The organism is Streptomyces bugieae (genome assembly GCF_036352915.1).
In the GTDB taxonomy this organism is placed as follows: domain Bacteria; phylum Actinomycetota; class Actinomycetes; order Streptomycetales; family Streptomycetaceae; genus Streptomyces; species Streptomyces endophytica.
Map to the genome: position 1 here is coordinate 45,095 of NZ_JAZBJP010000038.1, position 19,929 is coordinate 65,023.

The following is a 19,929-nucleotide window of genomic DNA, read 5'->3' on the forward strand; positions in this document are numbered from 1 at the left end:
GGGACTTCCTATATGTCGATGGGCGTGGGCGGAGCCTTCTTCGGTTCGTGGCCGGCAATGATCCGGCCCTGATTGGCAAGGCTTTCGCTCTTGTCGTCCCAGTAGCCGCTGTGTCCGTGGGTGTCAGTGACGAACCGGGTGCCGCCGAAGGCCGTGGTGTTCGGGTCGGGACCGAGCGTCAGATCCTGCGCTTGCCTGATGAAGTCGTCGTCGGCGATGCCTGTGTAGAAGTGATCGGCGCCGACGTGGAGATCGGACGCGCTGCCCACTGTCTCTCCCGGGCTGCCGACGACGGAAATACTGTCGGCGTCCAAGCCGTTGCCGCCGGAATCCGCGTCGCCGACCACCGTGGCCCCGTAGCTGTGCCCCAGCACCGTCATGTGCGCACGGTCCGGCCCTTCATGCGAGGCGCGCAGACCATGGGTGAAATCCCTCAGATCCGGTGCCGCGTCGTCGGCTCGGGTAGTGCCGGCGACGGCGAGGTTCGGGGCATCGTCACTGGGAATTTCAGGAGCGTCGTAGCCCAGCCAGTAGACCATCGACGTGGTCGCCCCCGGCTCGGCCCGCTCGGCCGACCTCTGCAACTTGTCGATCCGTGACAGCTGGCCGCCGGTTGAGCTCATGTCCGTTGCTGTGCCGGGAACTTGCACACCGACGTTGTCAGCGGTGTCCGGATTCCCCATGGCGATGACGGCCTTACCGTCCTCGGCACCGTCGAAATCCAGGAGGTAGAGCTTTTTGTTTTCCGGTGCGCCGTCACGTTTGTCCAGTTCGGCCTTCAGGGTCTCAAGGTTGTGACGGTGTTCCGGAATGCCGGGGACGCCTTGGTCGCTGCCGTCGACGAAGTTGAGCTGCTGATCCAGCGCGAGCCGGTTCGCATCGTCACGGACGGTGCTGGGAAGGCCGTTCGTCTTGCCGATCTGCTCCGGGTACATGGTGGCGTACTCCTGGCGCGATGCCTCGTCGAGTCCCTTCCACCAGGCGGCCGCGTCTTTGGGGTCCTTGGGGATCTGCGGCCCCTTGACGCCCAGGTCCTTCATGGCCTGCCGGGTGTCGGCCGCGGACTCGGCGGACATGTGCTTGTTGGTGCGGTCCATGATCTCGCCATGGAGTTCCGACAGTGCGTGGTGACCGTCGGTGCTGGCCTTCCGCGCGTCCTTGACCGCGGTGTCGATCTCCTCCTGGAAGTGCTTCATCCGGTCCAGCTTGTTCTGCGCCTCGTCCGGAGACTCGTCCGCTTCGCAGATGGCTTCTCCCACCGAGCCGGAGTCGTCGACGACGAACCCCTCGGACTCCGCGCTCCGTACCGCGTTGCGTAAGTCCGTCTGCGCCTGCTCCATGCGGAACCGAACCGTCTCGATCGCCTTCGAGATGGTCATCGCCTCGGTGCGGACCACATTGATGCGCATCTCTATGTCTTCGAGGAATGCCAGGGCGGCCTTGGCGTCGTCCCCTTCCCAGGAGACGTGCAGCGGACCGGTCACCTTCGTACGGTGGTGGTCGAACGCGCTGTCCATGTCCCGCGAAACCCGCTGCCAGGAGTCGGCGGCGGCCGTCATGTCCGCGAAGTCCTGCTTCAGCAGGCGTGCGTAGTCGGAAGCCACGGGCTCATCCAAAGGGGTTGTCGTCGGTGCGCACGGGAGCCGCGTCCCGGCCGGGTCCCGTGAGAGCCTCGCCCGGGTCGTAGACGGGCATCGCGGGCTTGGCGTGCAGCATGTCGTCCGTGCTGGGTGACGGTGTACCGGGTGGCGGCGGCTGGTACTCGCCGACGGCCTCGCGTACCGGGTCGGCGCCGGGTACACCGGGGCGCGGCAGTCCGGCGTACACCGTGGAGCCGGGCCCGCTCCCTGAGGCGGGGGCCGAGGCAATCACGCCCACACCGTCCCCGTTGAAGTCCTCGAAGTCCTGATCAACCATGTCTTCGTTCCAGTCATGGTTGTCGGCGGTATCGCGGAGATTACCGGCGCCCTGCAGCAGACGCTTGTGCAGACCGTCGAAAGCGGGCTTCCAGGTCTCACTGATCATGTGCAGCGCTGAGGCGACGGACCATCCGTTGGCGGCCTCCGCAGCCGTACCGGTCTCGGTGACGGCCTTGTCGCACGTTTTCTTGATGTCGTCGGCGATAGCGCTCTCGGCATGCGCCGACGCGCGTAATTCGCCCGGCTGGACCGACATCTTGCTGGACAATGAACTCCCCCTCGATCGTCACTCTGTGCGAAGAAACGCTACCAAGTGGCCCCACCGCGGACTCGGGATGTTCGGGCCAGCGCGAGCGGAAGGTTTTGGCGGCGCTGCGCGCGTACGCGGCGATGGCGACCGGCGCGGACAAGGGATCCGCGAAGCCGCGCAGGCCCACGTGGGTGCCGGCGAGGGAACCGACGGAGACGATCCGGCCGCACTCGCCCCTCACACGGGCGGCCGCGCAGATCGCGCCGCGTCCGCCAGCGCTCGCGCCGTCGCCGCCCAAAGGAACTGACGACCTGCTCCAACTCCGGCCCGCCGCCCGCTGCCACCCCCGCTGAGCAGCCCTTTCGTGCCCTGGGCGGCGTAGTTCGCCTGGATGAGGCACGTCGGCATGCTCTCCCGGTACCGCTGGAGCCTGGATGCATGACCCGGATGGATGCAGGCTGACTGGCTGTCATGGGCAACGCACCCACCACCGACATATCCATCCCCTCCGCCACGGACGTCCAAGCTGCCCCCACTGCCGGGCTGCTGGCCGGGAAGGTCGCCTTCGTCACCGGCGCCGGGCGCGGCATTGGTGCCGCCGCGGCGCGGCTGTTCGCCCGGGAGGGCGCCCGCGTCATGCTGGCGGCCCGTACCGAGGCCCAACTCAAGTCGATCACCGAGGAGATCCGGGCATCGGCGGCACCGCGCACTACGTGCGGTGCGACCTGCGGACTCGGCGAGCGTCCAGGCCGCCGTCGACCGGGCGTGGAGCTGCACGGCAGGCTCGACGCGGCCTTCAACAACGCCGCGACGAGCGTGCCACCGGGCCCGATGGACCAGGCCCGAGAGGTCGACTTCGACCACGCCTATGAGGTGAACCTCAAGGGCCAGTGGCTAGCCATGACCGCCAAGGTCGCCGCCATCCGTCCCACCGCCGGGGACGGGAGCCATCGTCAACAACTCCAGCATCGGCCACCGAGTCGGCCGCCGTTACCTACGGCCCGGAGGGCATCCGCGTCAACGCCATCGCGCCCGGCGCCACGCTCACCGAGATGATCCGCGCCTGGGAGGAGAACACCCCCGGCGTCCTCGAGCGGCTCACGGCGCAGACCCCGCTGCGCCGCATCGCCGACCCGGACGAGATCGCCCAGACCGCCGCCTGGCTCCTCAGCGACCGCTCCTCCTACGTCACGACAGTGTCCTCCGGGTGGACGGCGGCACCCGGGCCTGACCGAGCCGTGACCCCTGTCGCGTCGGCGACGGGGGCCGGTGCGTTGTCGCAGCACGGTCACGTCAGGCGCCGGACAGCCGCCCGCCCTTCACGGATGTGACGAACGCCGACCAGGCCGCCGCGGGGAAGACGAGCGCGGGGCCGTGGGGGGCCTTGCTGTCGCGGACGGGGACGAGGGACGGGAGGTCAGGGGAGATCTCGATGCACTGGCCGCCGTCCGGGTTGCTGTAGCTGGACTTTCGCCACGTGACTGTGCTCAGGTCGATGGCTCGCACGGCGCTTCCTCCAACATCCGCATGACGAACTTCCGCGATTCAGCCGGGCTCAACGCCAGGTCACGCACCGCATCGTACGCGCGTTGCAATCGCTCAACCGGCCCGGTTTCCTCGATGAGTTCACCACGATGGGCGTTTTCGGTGTAGGCCACGGTTCGGCCGTCGGGGAGTCGCAGGAACATGACGTCGGTGCTCACGAGACCGTGCGGACCAGAAGCGTCAGGCAGCACGTGGAGGGTGACGTTCGGGGTCGCGGCCGCGTCGGCGAGGTGCTCCAGTTGCCTTCGCCATTCCGTCGGGTCCTGCAACGACGCGCGCAGCACGGCCTCGGAGAGGATTGTCCGGAACGGCGGTGCCTCATCGCCCCTCAGCAACTCGCGGCGTCCTATGCGCGCTTCCACCTGTCGCGCCAGGTCTTCACCCTTGGCGCCACCTACCGCAAGCACTTCGCGTGCGTAGCCTTCCGTCTGCAGCATGCCCGGGAAGACGCTCACGCCGAAGTGCCACAAGCTCAACGCCTCGGCCTCCAGCGTCATGTACCGCCGGTACCGCTCCTTGAACTGCGTAGGGTCCCCCGCCGCCAACTCCCAAAGCGTCAGCAGCAGTCCGGGCGTCCCGTAGTGCTGGTCCAGGGCCTGGACGACCTCGGGGCTGCCGAGGGTGTGGCCGGATTCCATTTTGCCGAAGAGGGACCAGTCCCAGCCCAGTGTCTCGCCGAGCTGGCGGAGGGTGTCGCCCTTGCGGGAGCGGAGTAATCGCATTTCCTCCACGAAGCGTTGGCGCGGCTCCTGGCTGCGGCCGGTGACCGCTCGTCTCGGCGGCATGGCGACCTCCTCCGTGGAAGGTGTGGAACTTACGTCTCGGCGCGGCGAAGTACGCCCGGCAAGGGGTATTCGTGCCCTTCTCCGCATGCATCCTGGTGAGGGCTGGAATACGCAGAGTAGTCGGCCTCCGGAGTCCCGGCAGGGAAACGACAGAAGGGTTGGTTGGTCCATGACGGCGGAACGGTTCAGCGGGCACGCGGCGGCGGAAGCGGCACGCGATGAGTTGATGAGGGCACTGGCGCGGACCGGGATCGTGCTGCCCTCACTGAGTGTCGACCCGGTGTCGTACAGCTACCCACACCCCCGCCCGCTGATCGAGTTGGGGCGGTGCAACCTGGAGACGACGTTCAAGCTGATCGCCGCGCTGAAGAAGGCGGCCGGGCGGTGAACGGGCCTTCCCGGCGCCTCACCCCGCGGCAGCGGCCCCCGCACCGCGTGCCGTTGCCGCGGCACCGCAGTCCGTACGCCTACGACGCCCTGAGCGGGCCGATGTTCATCGACACCCCGCTGCGGCCCGTACGCCCCTACCAGCTCGCGGGGTCCTTCAGCGGGGCCGACAACACCGTGCCGTCGGGCGCCGCCGCGTAGATCCGGCCGCGGCGGGGGTCGGTCCAGGGGGCGGGCACCGACTCCAGGAAGCCGTTGCTGCGGGTGCCGGACAGCCGTGGCCGGGTCTGGCCCACGACCCCGCCGTTGGCGGTGTCGACGGCGATCAGCCGGCCGTCGGCCGCGCTGAAGAACAGCCGGCCGCCGCTCACCACCGGCACCGACCCCCGGCTGACCGACGTCTCGGTGTACCAGTGGTGCGCCCCGGTGGCCTGCAACGCCCCGCCCTCGCCCAGCAGATACACCGTCTCGCCGTGCACGACCGCCGACACCTGGTCCGGCGAGCCGGTCACCGGCAGGGTGCGGGTGCGGCCGGTGGCGGGGTCGTACCGGAGGACGGCGGTGGTGCGGTACGACAGTTTGGGGTCGGTGACGGTGAGGAACAGCGGCCCGGGCCCGCCCGTTCCGGCCCCACCTGCGCGGGCGGGACCGGACGTGCCGGCCGGTCCGGCCGGGGTGAGGAGGCCGGGCAGCCGGTGCGCCCAGCGGACCGCGCCGGTGGCCGGGTCGATGGCGGTGACCTGGGAGTGGGTGCCGTCGGCGGTGGGCTCGGCGGCGTACGCGGTGCGCGGCGCGCCGGCGAACGCGGTGAACAGCGGCAGTTGGTGGCCGGCGAAGCGCTTGCGCCAGCGCTGCCGGTGGGTGGCGCTGTCCAGCGCGGTGACCGTACCGTCCGAGGCGGTCAGCAGCACGCGGTCGCCGATGACGGCGGCGCCGCCCTCGTAACCGGAGACGTCCGTGCTCCAGCGGGTGGCGCCCCGGCCGCCGGGGGAGGGGTCGAGGGCCGAGAGGCGTGTGCCGTCGGCGGAGAAGACGTACAGCAGCCCGCCGGAGAGCACGGGCGCGGTCGGGGTCGTGGCCCGTTTGCCGGCGGGGGCACCCTTGTGCCGCCAGGCCACGTGGCCGGTGTCCGGGTCGAGGCGGGCGGCGGGGAGTCCGGACTGGCCGCAGAAGACGGCGCCCGAGCCGCCGGTGCAGTACGGCATCTCGGCGTCGTGGCCCGGGGACCGCGTGAGGAGTGTGGTCCGCCAGGGGCGGGCGTCGCCGGTGGCGGTGTGGGGCGGGTGGGTCTGCAGCGCGGAGTCCTGGCCGGAGCCGGGGGACAGCAGCCGGACGCCGGCGAAGACGGCGGCGCCGGCGACGGCCACGGCGAGGGCGGTGAGCGCGGGGCGGCGCAAGGGGTGACGGCCACGGGCCGCCAGGGATGTTCCCCCTCCCGCCCGGGGCTTTCCTCCTCCCGCCCGCGGCTCTTCGGTCCCGCCCGGGGGTTCGGGCCGGGCAGGATCTGCTCCCGGCGCGGCGGCGGTGGGTCCCGGCGGGGCGGGCGGCTCGGTCACCGGGGCGGCGGCCCGTACGTGCGTGGTCTCCGCCCGCGAGGGGGTGGCCGCGGCCCGTACCGCGCCGCCGCGCTGCTCGGGAATCCGCGGGCCCGGACCGCTCGGACCGAGGCCCGGGCCGGGAGGGTTCAGGCCCGGATCCGGCACCGGGCCCGGGGACCGCGACGACAGCAACGGTGCACCCGAGGGCGGTGCACCCCGCGCCCCGGCCTCCCCCGGCGGCACGCCCGCCGTCAGTCCCGCCACCGCGCCCGGCACCGGGTCGTCCTCCGGCGCGTCGGTCCGCAGCAGCTCCATCAGGGCGTCCGGCGTCGGCCGGTCCGCCGGGTCCTTCGCCAGGCAGCTCTCGATCAGCGGCACCAACTCCCGCGGTACGCCCGCGAGATCGGCGTCGTCGTGCACCACCTGGTACGCGACGATGTACGGGCTCTCCGAGTCGAACGGGCCGCGCCCGGTGGCGGCGTGCACCAGCACCGAGCCCAGCGCGAAGACGTCCGCCGCCGGGCCGACCTCGCGCGGCCGCTGGAACTGCTCGGGCGCCATGAACGGCGGCGTGCCGATCAACTTGCCGGTCTCGGTGCGCATATCGCTGTCGGACGGCCGCGAGATGCCGAAGTCGATGACTTTCGGCCCGTCCGCGGCGAGCAGCACGTTCCCGGGCTTCAGATCGCGGTGCACGACCCCGGCGCGGTGGATGTCGCGCAGCGCCTCGGCGAGTCCGGCGGCCAGCCTGCGCACCTCGCCGGGGGTCAGCGGGCCGTTCCGCTTCACATGGTCGGAAAGCGTCGGGCCGGGAATGTGGAGGGTGGCCATCCAGGGGCGTCCGGCGTCCGGGTCGGCGTCCACGACGGGGGCCGTGAAGGCCCCGCTGACCCGGCGGGCGGCCGCCACCTCCTGCCGGAACCGCCCCCGGAACTCCGGGTCCTGGGCGAATTCGGCATGGATGACCTTGACCGCGAGCAACAGTCCGGAGGAGGAGCGGGCCAGATGGACCACGCCCATACCGCCGGCCCCGAGCCGCGCTTCCAGCCGGTATTTCCCGGCGTATTCCGGACGCTCCGCTTCCGGGCCGACGCCGGAATCGCGCAGCGCTGGCATGGTTCCACCCCCGTGTCATTCCCCGTGCCAATCGGTCGCAGGTGCGACGCGCGGAGCCTAGTCGATGACACGTGCGAAAGCGCTGAGGCTTGCTAGCGTGCGCGTGGCACAACCGGCCCGGCACCGCCGGGCTGACACGCCGGCCCGGCACCGCCGGCCGGACAATCGTCAACGGGGGAATCGACATGACGACACAGGAATCCGCGGAACCGGTCGACGGCGGCCAGGTGCTCGCCGCAGCCGGGGGGCTCAGCTACCCGGTCGCGCCCGGCTACCGCGTCAAGGTCCGCAAGGGTCCCGGCACCGACTACCCGGTCGTCCGGCTGCTGGCGGAGGGCGCACGGATCGAGATCCGCTGCCAGCGGCACGGGGAGCGGGTCAGCGGCCCGTACGGCACCTCGGACATCTGGGACAGCATCGGCCCCGGCCAGTACATCTCCGACACGTACGTCCACACCGGCAGCGACGGAATGGTCGCGCCGCGCTGCATGTGAGCGCGGGACGGCGTGCGGGCGCGGGACGGTATGTGAGCGCGGGACGGCGTGCGGGCGCGGGACGGTATGTGAGCGCGGGACGGCGTGCGGGCGCTGGGCGGCGTGGGGGCTGCTGAGTGCCGCACGGCGTGAGCACGGTACGGGTGCGTGCCGCTGCGCGGGCTGCGTGCTGTATGGGCTGAGTGCCGTGGGGCGTGTGTGCCGAATGGGGTGAGTGGGCAACCCGTCCCGGACAGGGGCCCGGGGATAATCGGTGCCATGAGCGACGAGCAGACGCCGCCTCCCGGCCGTCCGGACGCCGGCGGGCCGGAGAGCGGTCCGGAGAGCGGCCCGGAGAGCGACGGCCCGCAGCCGGAGCCGATCCGCTTCTTCGGCACCACCTGGGTCCATCACGACGGCGGCTACCCGCTGCGCCGGGCCGGCGTCGCGGTGGGCTCGCTGGCGCTCGCCGCGGCCGGGGCCGTCGTGCTGCGCTTCGCGTTCCAGGGGCTGGAGATCGCCGCGGTCGGCCCGTTCGTCGGCATCCTGGTGGTCGCCGGCTTCGCCATCTGCAGCGCGCTGGCCTTCCGCCGCACCTGGGACGGCTTCGTACGCCGCCCCGGCTCGTCGGCGGCGGGCGCGGCCGACTCGTCGGGGCAGAGCCTGATGCTCATCGGTTTCATCGGGTCGCTGCTGGCGTACTTCTGCCGCAGTCTCGTCGAGGCCCCGGGGGAGCGGCTGCACCGCGCGGAGTACGCCGAGGCCCGCGAGCGCCACGAACGCCGCCGCAGCACCCGTACGGGCAACCCGGCGGCCCGGAAGCCCAAGAACCCGAGGCGGCCCAGGAACCGCCGCTGAGCGGCCCAAGAGCCGCCACCGAGGGGCCCAAGAGCCGCCGCTGAGGGGCCGGGTGGCGCGGACTTCCGGTCCGCCCAGGCCTGTGGGCCCGTGAGCCCGCCAACCGGGCGGGGCTTGCGCTCCGGCCCGGCATGGCGCCGTGCCGGGGTGCGGCGGGCCCGGATGCTGAGGTCCTCCGAACCACGCGGGAGAGACCATGGGCCACCACACCGGCCTGCGACAGGCCCCGAAGACGACCTCCCTCGGCGCTGAGCATGCCGACCCCGGCCAGCCGGGGGTCATCGGCATCGCGCTCGCCGCGGTGCTCGCGGCCGCCCTCGCGCAGGGATCCTGGCAGTGGTTCTCCACCTACATCGGGGTGACGCTCCTCGCGCTGATCTTCACCTTCCACCGGCTGCCGGCGCGGACGCCCGGTCCAGGCTCCGCGTACCTGCGGAGCCTGGCGGCGTACTCCCTGGTCGTCGGCCTGTGCGTGGCGATCACACTGGCGCCCGCGCTGCAGCGCTGGGCATGGCTGTTCCCCATGCCGGGCACGCGTGCCGCGTGTCCTGCGGTGGGCAGGTACGAGGGCATCCGGGTGGAGGCCGCGCTCGCGCACCTGGCCGGTCGCGACGGCGTCGCCCTGGCTCATGCACAGGCGGCCCAGAGCCATGTCGCCGTCGCCGACTGCCTGTCGGCCACCACGACCGTGTGGCTGCCCGTGTACGGCGCCGGGGCGGCCGTACTGACGGGCCTGTGCGCCTGGTCCCTCGACCGCGCCCGGACAAGGAGGGCGGCGGTCACGACCCCGGCCCCGGCCCCGGCCCCGGCCGACCGGAACGGGTGACGCACGGGGGCCCGCGGGGTGCACCTCTCCGCGGGGTGCGCCTCTCCGCGGAATAGGGCGCACCTCGGGATTCGCCGCACCTCGGAAATTCGCCGCCAGCCGTGGAATACCTCTCACCGCGCGGGAGTTGTGGACCCGCAGGGGGCGCGTCCGTCCCCTACGGGATCTGTTCGCCCGCCCCCTACTAGGGCCCCCTGCCCCCGGCCCCCGGGCCGCCCCCAGGCCCACCCCCCAGCCCCCCAGGCCCCCCGAGGCCACCTACCGAGCGGAACCCGCCCCGTACCGTTCCGCCATCGCCGCGAATACCTCCCGCTGCTCCCACCGCGTCTCGTCGAGCATCGTCACCACGCCGTACGACGTGAGGTCGGCGCCCTTACGGGTGTTGAACGCGGCGAAGGTGAACCACAGCGCGGTGTCCACGCCCTCCTCCTCGAAGACGTCCAGCAGCTCGCCGAAGTAGCGCACCTGCTCGCTCTCGTCCGGCACCGCACCGGCCGGCGGCTGCCAGGCCAGCCCGCCCCGCTCGCCCGCGCCCCGGTAGGCGCAGGTGCCGAATTCGGTCACCGCGACCGGCTTGCCGTGCGCGAAGTGCCCGCGCACCTCCTCGCGGAACCTCGCCGCGTTGTACGCCGCCCGGTACGCGTCCACGCCCACCAGGTCGAACGGCCGCCAGTCGACCTTCTCCCAGGGGCCCGAGGCGTAGGTGATCCGCCCGCCGAAACGACCCCGCACCAGCTCCGCGACCTCGGCGAGGAACGCGTTGAGCCGCTCCTGCACCGGCCCCAGCGACATCCACCAGTCCCGGTCCCCGGTCACCATCGCGTCCAGCCGCTCGCCGTACTTCTCACCGGGGATGAAGCCCGAGCAGAACGCGCTGATCTCGCAGCCGGCGACGAACACCACCTCGGCCCCGCCGGCCCGTACGGCCTCGGCGCGGTCCGCGCAGTCCGCGAAGAACGTCCGCAGCTCCGCCGGCCCCAGGTCCACCGGGAACGGCGCGAACCACACCTCCAGCCCGGCCTCGGCCGCGCAGCGCGCCGCCACGCTCAGCCGCTCCGGATCGCCGCCCGATATCCGCACCGCGTCGCAGTGCAGTTCGCCGGCGATGACCGCCATGTCCTTGCGGACGGCCTCCTCCGCGAAGCTCTTCCGCGAAAGGTCCTCGCCGGGAAGGAAGCCGGTGTCGTAGTTGATTCCCCGTGCGCGCATGGTCTGTTCCGTTTCCCCTCGGGTCAGTCTCTGCTGGGTCCGGTGCTGTGGTCGGTGTGGGGCGTGGAGCTGTGGTCGGTGTGGGGTGTGGTGCTGTGGTCGGTGTGCGGCTCAAGGCCGTCCGCCAGCAGGGAGAACGCCAACTCGACGTCCTCGGCGAGCTGTTGGCGGGCGTCGTCGAGCGAGGCGCCGTCGGCCAGCCGGCGGAAGAACGCCTCCTGGAGCGTGACCAGCGACGCGCTGATCTGGGCTGCCATCAGGACGGCGGCCATCTCCCCCCGTCCGCCGGAGTCCCCCCGTCCGCCGGAGTGCCCCCGTCCGCCGGAGTCCCTCCGCCCGCCGGAGTCCCCCCTTCTGTCGGAGTCCCGTTGCCCGCCCTCATCCCTGATCGCTTCGGCCTCGGCCTTGAGTGCCTCGGCGAGCTGTTGCCGCTGCTCGTAGAGGAGGGCGTTGGCGGCGGCGCTGAGGGTGGGGCTGTCGAAGATCACCCGGATCCGGGAGACCAGCACCTCGGGGTCGAACCCGGTCATCGGCCCGGCCGCCAGCGCCCGGAAGTGCGCCCGGAGTGCCGCCAGCGGCGACTGCCCGGCCGGCCGCCGGCTGACGATCCCCGCCAGGTCGTCGTCCCCGACCCCCTGGAGCGCCAGCGACTCCTTCGTCGGGAAGTACGCGAACAGCGTCGCCTTGGCGACCTCGGCGGCTTCCGCGATCTCGTTGACCGTCACCGCCTCGAACCCGCGCTCCGCGAACAACCGCCAGGCCACGGCCGCGATCCGCTGCCGCGTCTGCTCCTTCTTCCGCTCCCGCAAACCAGCCATGACAGGACTATACCCAGACCGAGCCTGAAAATGAACCCGGTCTGATTTTTGTGCTTCTTGTGCTTCTGGTTTTGGTGCTTCTGGATTTTCGCGAAGCGGCGGCGCGACGGGGCGGCCGCGCGGCAGCATGCCCGTATGACCGGCACCCCGCCCCCGCCCGTCCAGCCGCCGCCCCCGGGCAGCTTCGCCCGCTCCTTCGACACCGTCGCCGGGCAGTACGCGTCCGCCCGGCCCGGCTACCCACCGGCCCTCTTCGCCGCGATCGAGGAACTGGCCGGACGCCCGCTGGCCGGTGCGCGGGTGCTGGACGTCGGGGCGGGAACGGGCATCGCGACCGGCCTGCTCGCGGCGTGCGGCGCGCGGGTGACCGCCGTGGAGCCCGGTGCGGCCATGGCCGCCGAACTGCGCGCCGCCCATCCGGACGTCCCGCTCGTCCGCGGTATCGGCGAGGCGCTCCCGTTCTCCGACGACGCGGGCTTCGACCTCGTCGGCTACGCCCAGGCATGGCACTGGACCGACCCGGCGCGCTCCGTCCCGGAGGCGCTGCGCGTGCTGCGGCCCGGGGGCGCGCTCGCGCTGTGGTGGAACCTGCCCGACCCGGACGTCCCCTGGGCCGCCGAACAGGAGGCCAGGCTCGCCCGCCGGCTCCCCGGCTACCACGCCCACCCGATCGCACCGGAGGCCCCCGACCTGCTCCGCGGCCTGGGCCTCGGCCTGCAGCCGGAATGCCGCGTGCTGCACTGGACCCGGCGGGTCCCCCTCGGCACCCACCTCGCCATGCTCGGCAGCCGCTCGTACTTCGCGGCCCTCGGCCCGGCGGCCGCCGCCCCCGTCCTGGAAGCCGAACGGGCCGCCCTGCTCGACGTCTTCCCGGACGGCACGGTCGAGGAGGCGTACGCCCTCGACCTCACCGTCGCCCGCCGCCCGCCGATGTCACACCCGGCCCCGCCGCGTCGTCCCTAGGGGCGGGCCCCGGAGGGGCCGGACCTCGACCCGGCGGCGGACCGGGGCGGGACGGGCGTACGGAGCGAGGGAGACACGGCACGTGGCGGAAGCGAGCAGGGACACCGCAGACAGGAACGCCACAGGCGGGAACACCGCAGGCAGGGACCCCGGCCCGGCCGCGAGCAGCCACCCCGGCCCGGCCGCGAGCAGCCACCCCGACCCGGCCGCGAGCAGCCACCCCGGGCGGCCGGCCGAGGGCCACCTGGCGACGTTCGAGGCGGAGCGGGGACGGCTCTGGGGGATCGCGTACCGGATCACGGGGACGGTCAGCGACGCGGACGACGCCGTGCAGGAGGCCTGGCTGAGGTGGCAGGCGCTGCCCCTCGACCCACCCGTGGACAGCCCGCGCGGCTTCCTCACCACCGTCGTCAGCCGGATCTGCTACGACCTGCTGGGCTCGGCCCGGGCCCGCCGCGAACGGTACGTCGGGCCCTGGCTGCCGGAACCGCTGGTCGACGGCACCGGCGCCGACCAACTGCCCGGCAGCGCGTACGGCGACGCACCGGAGGACCGGGTCACCCTCGACGAGTCCGTGGGCATGGCCCTGCTCACCGTCCTGGAACGGCTCACCCCCGCCGAACGCACCGCCTTCATCCTCCACGACGTCTTCGCCGTCCCCTTCCCGGACGTCGCCGAGGCGGTCGGCCGCACACCCGACGCGGTACGGCAGCTGGCCTCCCGCGCCCGCCGGCGGGTACGGGCCGAGGCGCCGCGCCGGACCGTCGACCGGGCCGAACACCGGCGCACCGTCGAGGCGTTCCTGTCCGCCGTCATCGGCGGCGACCTCGACGCGCTGCTCGCCGTCCTCGACCCCGAAGTGGTCTGGCGCTCGGACGGCGGCGGCCGGGTGAGTGCCGCCCGCCGCCCGGTGCTGGGCCGCGAGAAGGTTGCCCGCTACGCGCTGGGCCTGGTCGCCCGCGGTGCCGAACGCGGACCGGTGCGGGTCGCGCTCCAGCAGGTCAACGGTGCGACCGGGCTGGTCTTCGCCGACGCGGCGGGGCGCCAGGCCGGGGTGTTCGCCTTCACCGTCCACGATGGACGGATCACGGAGGTCGACGCCGTGGTCAACCCGGAGAAGCTCGGCCACGTCGATCTCGACCGGGCGCTCACCCCCGGCCAGGAGTGACGTCGCCCCCGGCCCGCGCCCCCGCTGTCACCTTCCCGCTGTCGCCTTCCCGCTGTCACATTCCCGCTGTCACATTCCCGCTGTCACATTCCCGCCTCCCGTGTCGTCCCCTTCCGGCGACGCCGCACCGGCCCCGGTGCGGCGCGTCCACCCAGGAGGACGACATCCCGCCCAGGGGGACGTCGTGAACGCCATGAAGAGGACGTCATGAAGACGCCCAGGAGGACGCCATGCACGCCGAGGAGGACGCCATGAACGCCCAGGAGGACGCCATGAAGAAGATGAACAAGATCGCGAACGGTGTGACGGACCACCGGCCGCGCGGCGCCCGCCCCCGCACCCGTAAGGCCGCAAGCGGCAGGGTCGTCGTCCTCGGCGGCGGCTACGCCGGCATGATGGCCGCGCTGCGGCTCGCCCCGCACGCGCGCGTGACCCTGGTCGACCCCGACGACCGGCTCACCGAACGGGTCCGGCTGCACGAAGTCGCCGCCGGACGCCCCGAAGTCGCCCATTCCCGGGCCGAGTTGCTGCGCGGCACCGGCGTGGAGCACCTCGCCGCCCGGGCCACCGCCCTCGACCCGGACGCCCGCGTCGTGCACACCGACCGCGGCCGCACCCTCCGCTACGACCGCCTGGTCTACGCCCTCGGCAGCCACACCGACCCGCGCGGCGCCGGGCAGCGGTCCTTCACCGCCGAGACCGCCACCGCCCTCCACCGGCGGCTGCTGACCGGACCCGGCGCGCTGGCGGTGGTCGGCGGCGGCCTCACCGGCATCGAGATGGCCGCCGAACTCGCCGAGGCCCACCCGGAGTGGCAGGTCCGGCTGCTCACCGGCGGCGAACTCGGGCCGGGCCTGTCGGCCAGCGGCCGGACCCACGTACGGACCGTCCTCGACCGGCTGCACGTCCGCGTCACCGAGGGCCGGCGGGTCACCGACGCGGACGACCTGGACGCGGACGCCGTGGTGTGGACGGCCGCCCTGCGGGCCACCGGGGACCTCGCCCGGGACGCGGGCCTCGACACCGACCCGGCCACCGGCCGCATCCGGGTCGACGCCGCACTGCGCTCGGTCAGCCACCCGGACGTCTACGTCGCCGGCGACGCGGCCGAGGCCCGGTCCCCGCGGGCCGGCACCCTCCGCATGGCCTGCGCCACCGCCCTGCCGACCGGCGCCCACGCGGCCCGCGGCATCATCGCCGAACTCCGCGGCACCGCGCCCCGGCCGCTGACGTTCGCCTACTTCGTGCAGTGCGTGAGCCTGGGCCGGCACGACGGCCTGATCCAGTCCGTACGCGCCGACGACACCCCGCGCGAAACGGTCCTGACCGGCCGCCCGGCCGCCCTCGTCAAGGAACAGGTGGTCCGCTCCACCCGCCGCTTCCTCACCCTCACCGCCCGCCACCCGGCGGCCATCCGCCTGATCCCCAACGTCAGCTAGCGGGCCTCCTCAGAACACCACCCCGCCCGGCACACCCCCGTCCGGCACACCCCCGCCCGGCACCACCCCGCCCGGCACCACCCCGCCCGGCTCAGAACACCTTGTCCGGCTTCCCCTTCCCGTACAGCCACGCGTCGAAGAGGGGCTTCAGGTCCACGTCCGTGCGGGCCTGGCAGAAGGCGATGAAATCCTTCGAATCGGCGTTGGAGTAGCGGTACTTGGCCGGCCACTCCTTCAGGATCCGGAAGAACGTCTTGTCACCCACGGCCCTGCGGAGCTGCTGGAGCAGCATCGCGCCGCGCTCGTACACGGCCGTGCCGGTGACGTTCTTCGCCGCGCCCGGGCGGCCCGGCGGGAAGTCCCAGCGCTCGTTGTGCGGGTCGTCCTTGTAGAGCGCGTCGAACTGCTGCTGGGGTGTCTTGCCGCCCTCGTGCTCCCCCCACAGCCACTCGACGTACGTCGCGAAACCCTCGCTGAGCCAGGTGTCCTGCCAGGTCTTCGGCGTCACCGAATCGCCGAACCACTGGTGCGCCATCTCGTGCACGACGGTCACGGTGTCCGGCGCCCCGGCGTAGACCGGCTTGGTCTGGGACTCCAGCGCGGACCAGTCGATCCGCGGCGGGGTGTGGTCGACGATCGCGCCCGCCGAGGAGAACGGGTACGTCCCGAACAGCCCGCTCTCCCACTTGATGATCTCCGGCAGCCGGGCCAGCGGCTTCCGGCTCGCCGCGGCCTCCGCCGGGTCCACCGCGACGTACAGCGGCAGCCCGCCGGGTGTGCGGGAGGTGTGGACGTCGAACGTGCCGATGGTGGCGGTCGCCAGATAGCTGGCCATCGGCTCCGGGTTGTGCCAGGTGAACGTGGCCTTCCCCTTGGACACCTTCGCCGACCGCAGCTCCCCGTTGGCGACGGCCGTGTAGCGCCGCGGAACGGTGATCTTGAAGTCGTAGGTGGCCTTGTCCTCCGGGTGGTTGTTGCCGGGGAACCACGTCATCGCGCCGGCCGGCTCCCCCGACACGAACGCCCCGTCGGGCGTCTTGACCCAGCCCTCCGTCGACCCGTCCGGGTCCTTCAGTTCCTGCGGCGTGCCCGCGTACTCGACGGTGGTACGGAACTGGGTGCCCTTCGCGATCCCCACCGGCGGCCGCACCGTGAGCTTGTGGCCCGTGCGGGAGAACGACGCGTCCTTGCCGTCGACGCGGACCGCGGACACCCGCAGCCCCTCCAGGTCCAGCTTGAAGGAGCGCAGGTCCTGGGTGGCCCGGGCGGTGATCTCCGCGGTCGCGTCCAGATGCTTCCGCTTGACGTCGTAGGCCAGGTCGAGGCCGTAGTGCCGTACGTCGTAACCGCCGTTCCCGAGCGCCGGGAAGAGCGGGTCGCCCACCCCGCCGCTGCCCGCCGTCCCGGTGGCGCTCAGGGCGGCACCGGTGCAGGAGGACAGCAGCAGGGCGACGGACAGCGCGGCGGTCGCCCCGCAGCGACGAAGGGGCCGGCGGTTCACAGCGCTCCTCGGGGTCGGTGGTCACCAGCTCCTGACCCTACGGTCATTTCCGCCGGAACGCCGCTCTGTTGTTGTAACGGCCCTTCGACGCCGTAAGGCCCGTTACTGGCGATACCGCCCCACCGGGCTCTACGGGTCTACGGGTCTACGGGGCTACGGGGCCATGGGGCTACGGGGCTCCGGGGCTCCGGGGCTCCGGGGTCACGGGTCTCCGGGCCTGCTGACCGCCGGGAGGTCCGCCCTCCCGGCGCACCGGCCACCGCTCACCGGCGCACCGCTCACCGACTTCAGGGCCCACAGGTTTCCGGTCTCCCCGGTCTCCCCGCCTCCCCGGTCTCCCCGCCTCCCCGGTCTCCCCGCCTCCCCGGTCTCCCCGCCTCCCCGGTCTCCCCGCCTCCCCGGTCTCCCCGGCCTACGGAGCCACGGACGGCGTGGTCCGCCGCGCCGTCCCGTCCGTCCCGTCCGGCCCGCGGCGCTGCTCCTCCCAGTTGCCGAGCGCGGCCGCACACGCATGGTCGAGATGGCGCAGCCCGGACAGATCCAGCTCGATCTCCCGGTCCCGGGGCAGCGCCTCCAGCTGGTCGAGCAGCTTCGGCAGCCGCAGGAACGTCGCATGGCCCACGGCCCGTACCCGGATCGGCCCACTGCCCTCCAGGCCGGTCACCTCCAGGTGCACCTGCGACGTCTCCCACGCCGACTTCGCGACGGCCAGCAGCAGCCCGAGCAGCACCCCCTCGAACATGTTGGTGGCCACGATCGCCACCGCCGTCGCCGCCAGCACCACGGCCTCACCCCGGTGCTCCCGCCACAGCGGCCGCCACGTCCTCACCGGCAGCAACTTCCATCCCGCGTGCACCAGTACGGCCGCGAGCGCCGCGATCGGAACGACGCCCAGCGCCACCGGGAACACCGCCGCGAACACCAGCAGCCAGACCCCGTGCAGCACCCGCGACGCCTTGGTCCGCGCCCCGGCCTGGACGTTGGCGGCACTGCGTACGATCACCGCGGTCATCGGCAGCGCGCCGAGCAGGCCGCACACCGTGTTGCCCGCGCCCTGGGCCAACAACTCCTTGTCGTAGTCGGTCTTCGGCCCGTCGTGCAGCCGGTCCACCGCCGCCGCGCTGAACAGCGATTCGGCGGAGGCGATCAGCGCGAAGGCGAGCACGGTGCCCAGCACCCCGGCCACCGCACCGGCCTCCACCAGCCGGGCGACATCCGCCCCGCCCGGCGGCTGGACCACCTCCAGCAGCCCGGAAACCTCCACCCGTGCCACCGGCAGATCCAGCACCGCCACGGCGACGGTGGCCAGCGCCACCGCGACCAGCGGCGCGGGCAGCACCCGCGCAGCGCGCCGCCACTTCGGCCAGAGCACCAGCACCGCCAGCGTCGACACCCCGACCGCCAGCGCCACCAGCGCCGGGTCGGACCCGATGGTGTCCACCGCGAGGTTCGGCAGCCCGCCCAGATTCGCCGGCCCGTTGCCCGGCGCCTTGGCGTCCACCAGGGCGTACAGCTGGCCGGCAATCAGCACCAGCCCGATTCCCGTCAGCATCCCCTGGACGACCGCGACGGAGATCGCCCGGAACCAGCGCCCCAGCCGCAGCGCCCCCATCACCAGCTGCAGCACCCCGGCGCTCAGCACCAGGACACCCAGCGCACCGAGCCCGTACTCCTGCACGGCCTCGTAGACCAGCACGGTCAGCCCCGCGGCCGGCCCGCTGACCTGCAGACTGCTGCCCGGCAGCAACCCGGTGAGCAACCCGCCGACGATCCCGGTGACCAGCCCCAACTCAGCCGGCACCCCGGACGCCACGGCCACCCCGACACACAGCGGCACGGCAACGAGGAACACCACGAGCGAGGCGGTGACATCGGCCCGGATGTGGGACGGGCGCGCCGCACGGGGCTCACGCGCCGCACGCGCGTCATGGGGTCGTGCGACGTCGTGACGTGAAGGTCGTGAAGGTCGTGAAGGTGTGGCCTTCCGGGACGACGTGTCCTGCCGGAAGGAAGTGTCCTGCTGGGATGACGTGCCCTGCCGGGACGATCGGCCCCGCCGGGACCATATGGACGGCTGGACGGAACGTCCGCGACGTACTCGGAACCTACGCATGAGATGCCTCCAGCGAATCGGAACGCGGCGGCCCAGCACACGGACACACACGGCAGGCACGAACCAGGACGGCCGAATACGGGCACGAGGCCGCACACGAGCGCGTACGGGTCCGCACCGGCACGCGCGAACCGTGCGGCAGGCGCCATGAAGGGTGCGGAGCGATGACGGCTGGATTCCGTCGAATGCGCGGGCCGGGGGAGGGCCCTGGGGCAGCTCTCAGCTCTCAGCAGCGGAAAACGAGGTGATGGACCGGCAGTTCACCCGATCTCGACAACGGCACGGCCTGCCGCCCCGTCAGCGGCGCAATGATCGCCGGCCCACCCTCAACGGTCCGCACGGGCGCGGCGATCGACACCACGTTCCCCGACGGCACGGGAGCACACAGCGAACCGGAGGACCGCCCACCCCGCCGCCCCGGACAACGCCCCCGGGCCGCCTGATGATGCTCGAACCCATCCCCAACCACCGGCCCATCAGCAGCCACTCGCCCAGACTCGGCCGCTCGTCCGAACTCAACCGCTCGTCCGAACTCGGCAGATCGCCCCGACTCGACAGATCGCCCCGATTCGGAAGATCGCCTTGCCTCAGACAAGCGCCAGGATTCACCGGTGGTGTAGCCGCCCGCATCCGCGCCCGCGCCCCCGTGCCCGGCCGGCGAGGCCGAAGCACCCCGCCCGTCCGCCCCGTATACACCCACGCCAACGGAGGGAGGTGAGGCCAACCCCGGCACGAACGCCACAACGAGGCCCACGACAACGATCACGACGATCAACAGGAGCCGGCCGAGGCCGCCGACCCGGATCTTCGCCATCGTCGCCCCTTCCGGCGCGGCTGGACAGGTCACCCCATTGTGTCGAGCCTCAGCCGCCAAGCCGCAACTCGTCAGGTAACCACCCTGTAAACGCGGAGTTATCCAACAGGACGGAATGGTTCCGTTCGCGCCAGCGCCCGCCGGCGCACCCCACCCATCCCCACGCGCCACCCCGCACCCCACTTCCACCCCCACCCCACCCCGCCC

General features: G+C 72.7%; 19 protein-coding genes. 10 read left to right on the forward strand and 9 right to left on the reverse strand.

The features are described 5' to 3' along the window. Positions 1–8 precede the first annotated feature (8 nt). Positions 9–1,604 carry an alpha/beta hydrolase gene (locus tag V2J85_RS34755; RefSeq protein ID WP_330823770.1) on the reverse strand — a complete coding sequence of 532 codons (1,596 nt, stop codon included), beginning with the start codon at positions 1,602–1,604 and terminating at the stop codon, positions 9–11. A gap of 4 nt (positions 1,605–1,608) precedes the next feature. Beyond that, positions 1,609–2,187 carry a hypothetical protein gene (locus V2J85_RS34760; RefSeq protein ID WP_261956351.1) on the reverse strand — a complete coding sequence of 193 codons (579 nt, stop codon included), beginning with the start codon at positions 2,185–2,187 and terminating at the stop codon, positions 1,609–1,611. A gap of 453 nt (positions 2,188–2,640) precedes the next feature. On the opposite strand from V2J85_RS34760, the gene V2J85_RS34765 reads away from it, so the two are divergent. Together V2J85_RS34765 and V2J85_RS34770 are read left to right on the forward strand one after the other, a co-directional pair. Beyond that, entirely contained in the window at positions 2,641–3,225 is a 585-nt protein-coding gene (locus V2J85_RS34765; protein ID WP_330823771.1) for an SDR family NAD(P)-dependent oxidoreductase, read from the forward strand. Beyond that, the gene (locus tag V2J85_RS34770) at positions 3,195–3,500 is read left to right on the forward strand and encodes an SDR family oxidoreductase (protein WP_330823781.1); all 306 of its coding nucleotides are present in this window, start codon (positions 3,195–3,197) and stop codon (positions 3,498–3,500) included. Before V2J85_RS34765 ends, V2J85_RS34770 begins: the two co-directional genes overlap by 31 nt. On the opposite strand, the gene V2J85_RS34775 is transcribed toward V2J85_RS34770, so the two are convergent. Together V2J85_RS34775 and V2J85_RS34780 are read right to left on the reverse strand one after the other, a co-directional pair. After that, positions 3,463–3,675, reverse strand: a complete 213-nt coding sequence (locus V2J85_RS34775) for a DUF397 domain-containing protein (protein ID WP_261956350.1) — start codon at positions 3,673–3,675, stop codon at positions 3,463–3,465. The genes V2J85_RS34770 and V2J85_RS34775 overlap by 38 nt on opposite strands. Then, complete coding sequence (locus V2J85_RS34780; protein ID WP_330823772.1) at positions 3,657–4,499, reverse strand: helix-turn-helix domain-containing protein; 843 nt, start codon at positions 4,497–4,499, stop codon at positions 3,657–3,659. Before V2J85_RS34780 ends, V2J85_RS34775 begins: the two co-directional genes overlap by 19 nt. Positions 4,500–4,668: 169 nt before the next feature. On the opposite strand from V2J85_RS34780, the gene V2J85_RS34785 reads away from it, so the two are divergent. Both V2J85_RS34785 and V2J85_RS34790 read left to right on the forward strand, forming a co-directional pair. After that, the gene (locus V2J85_RS34785) at positions 4,669–4,887 is read left to right on the forward strand and encodes a hypothetical protein (protein ID WP_261956348.1); all 219 of its coding nucleotides are present in this window, start codon (positions 4,669–4,671) and stop codon (positions 4,885–4,887) included. Then, positions 4,884–5,087: a hypothetical protein gene (locus tag V2J85_RS34790; protein ID WP_330823774.1), complete on the forward strand. Its 204-nt coding sequence runs from the start codon at positions 4,884–4,886 to the stop codon at positions 5,085–5,087. Before V2J85_RS34785 ends, V2J85_RS34790 begins: the two co-directional genes overlap by 4 nt. Here V2J85_RS34790 and V2J85_RS34795 read toward each other — a convergent pair. Continuing rightward, positions 5,024–7,540 (reverse strand): serine/threonine-protein kinase, encoded by a 2,517-nt coding sequence (locus V2J85_RS34795; RefSeq protein ID WP_330823775.1) that lies wholly within the window; start codon positions 7,538–7,540, stop codon positions 5,024–5,026. The two genes, V2J85_RS34790 and V2J85_RS34795, sit on opposite strands and share 64 nt — an antisense overlap. A gap of 185 nt (positions 7,541–7,725) precedes the next feature. On the opposite strand from V2J85_RS34795, the gene V2J85_RS34800 reads away from it, so the two are divergent. The 3 genes from V2J85_RS34800 (at position 7,726) to V2J85_RS34810 (ending at position 9,697) form a co-directional block, all read left to right on the forward strand. Then, the gene (locus V2J85_RS34800) at positions 7,726–8,034 is read left to right on the forward strand and encodes an SH3 domain-containing protein (RefSeq protein WP_261956346.1); all 309 of its coding nucleotides are present in this window, start codon (positions 7,726–7,728) and stop codon (positions 8,032–8,034) included. A 258-nt stretch (positions 8,035–8,292) separates the two neighbouring features. Then, the gene (locus V2J85_RS34805) at positions 8,293–8,871 is read left to right on the forward strand and encodes a hypothetical protein (RefSeq protein ID WP_330823776.1); all 579 of its coding nucleotides are present in this window, start codon (positions 8,293–8,295) and stop codon (positions 8,869–8,871) included. A gap of 196 nt (positions 8,872–9,067) precedes the next feature. Next, positions 9,068–9,697 carry a hypothetical protein gene (locus V2J85_RS34810; RefSeq protein WP_330823777.1) on the forward strand — a complete coding sequence of 210 codons (630 nt, stop codon included), beginning with the start codon at positions 9,068–9,070 and terminating at the stop codon, positions 9,695–9,697. A gap of 258 nt (positions 9,698–9,955) precedes the next feature. On the opposite strand, the gene V2J85_RS34815 is transcribed toward V2J85_RS34810, so the two are convergent. Together V2J85_RS34815 and V2J85_RS34820 are read right to left on the reverse strand one after the other, a co-directional pair. Beyond that, positions 9,956–10,906, reverse strand: a complete 951-nt coding sequence (locus V2J85_RS34815; RefSeq protein ID WP_261956343.1) for a hypothetical protein — start codon at positions 10,904–10,906, stop codon at positions 9,956–9,958. Positions 10,907–10,929: 23 nt separating this feature from the next. Then, positions 10,930–11,724, reverse strand: a complete 795-nt coding sequence (locus tag V2J85_RS34820; protein ID WP_330823778.1) for a TetR/AcrR family transcriptional regulator — start codon at positions 11,722–11,724, stop codon at positions 10,930–10,932. Between the two features lie 135 nt (positions 11,725–11,859). Here V2J85_RS34820 and V2J85_RS34825 point away from each other — a divergent pair, with 135 nt between their 5' ends. From V2J85_RS34825 to V2J85_RS34835, 3 genes are all read left to right on the forward strand, one after another. Further along, positions 11,860–12,687: a class I SAM-dependent methyltransferase gene (locus tag V2J85_RS34825; protein WP_330823779.1), complete on the forward strand. Its 828-nt coding sequence runs from the start codon at positions 11,860–11,862 to the stop codon at positions 12,685–12,687. Between the two features lie 244 nt (positions 12,688–12,931). Then, complete coding sequence (gene sigJ / locus V2J85_RS34830) at positions 12,932–13,855, forward strand: RNA polymerase sigma factor SigJ (protein WP_261957501.1); 924 nt, start codon at positions 12,932–12,934, stop codon at positions 13,853–13,855. Positions 13,856–14,085: 230 nt separating this feature from the next. Then, complete coding sequence (locus V2J85_RS34835) at positions 14,086–15,294, forward strand: NAD(P)/FAD-dependent oxidoreductase (RefSeq protein ID WP_330823780.1); 1,209 nt, start codon at positions 14,086–14,088, stop codon at positions 15,292–15,294. Between the two features lie 91 nt (positions 15,295–15,385). Here the strand turns inward: V2J85_RS34835 and V2J85_RS34840 are convergent, their stop codons facing one another. Continuing rightward, positions 15,386–16,795: a M1 family metallopeptidase gene (locus V2J85_RS34840; protein WP_261956339.1), complete on the reverse strand. Its 1,410-nt coding sequence runs from the start codon at positions 16,793–16,795 to the stop codon at positions 15,386–15,388. Between the two features lie 412 nt (positions 16,796–17,207). Then, a complete protein-coding gene (locus V2J85_RS34845; RefSeq protein WP_330823782.1) occupies positions 17,208–18,677 on the reverse strand; it encodes a SulP family inorganic anion transporter in 1,470 nt (489 codons plus the stop codon). Positions 18,678–19,929: the final 1,252 nt, after the last annotated feature.

Coding starts and splice junctions, on each gene's coding strand:
- V2J85_RS34765 (WP_330823771.1), top strand. CDS start 2,641: ATGGGCAACGCACCCACCACCGACATATCCATCCCCTCCGCCACGGAC.
- V2J85_RS34780 (WP_330823772.1), bottom strand. CDS start 4,499: ATGCCGCCGAGACGAGCGGTCACCGGCCGCAGCCAGGAGCCGCGCCAA.
- V2J85_RS34785 (WP_261956348.1), top strand. CDS start 4,669: ATGACGGCGGAACGGTTCAGCGGGCACGCGGCGGCGGAAGCGGCACGC.
- V2J85_RS34795 (WP_330823775.1), bottom strand. CDS start 7,540: ATGCCAGCGCTGCGCGATTCCGGCGTCGGCCCGGAAGCGGAGCGTCCG.
- V2J85_RS34800 (WP_261956346.1), top strand. CDS start 7,726: ATGACGACACAGGAATCCGCGGAACCGGTCGACGGCGGCCAGGTGCTC.
- V2J85_RS34805 (WP_330823776.1), top strand. CDS start 8,293: ATGAGCGACGAGCAGACGCCGCCTCCCGGCCGTCCGGACGCCGGCGGG.
- V2J85_RS34810 (WP_330823777.1), top strand. CDS start 9,068: ATGGGCCACCACACCGGCCTGCGACAGGCCCCGAAGACGACCTCCCTC.
- V2J85_RS34815 (WP_261956343.1), bottom strand. CDS start 10,906: ATGCGCGCACGGGGAATCAACTACGACACCGGCTTCCTTCCCGGCGAG.
- V2J85_RS34820 (WP_330823778.1), bottom strand. CDS start 11,724: ATGGCTGGTTTGCGGGAGCGGAAGAAGGAGCAGACGCGGCAGCGGATC.
- V2J85_RS34825 (WP_330823779.1), top strand. CDS start 11,860: ATGACCGGCACCCCGCCCCCGCCCGTCCAGCCGCCGCCCCCGGGCAGC.
- V2J85_RS34835 (WP_330823780.1), top strand. CDS start 14,086: ATGCACGCCGAGGAGGACGCCATGAACGCCCAGGAGGACGCCATGAAG.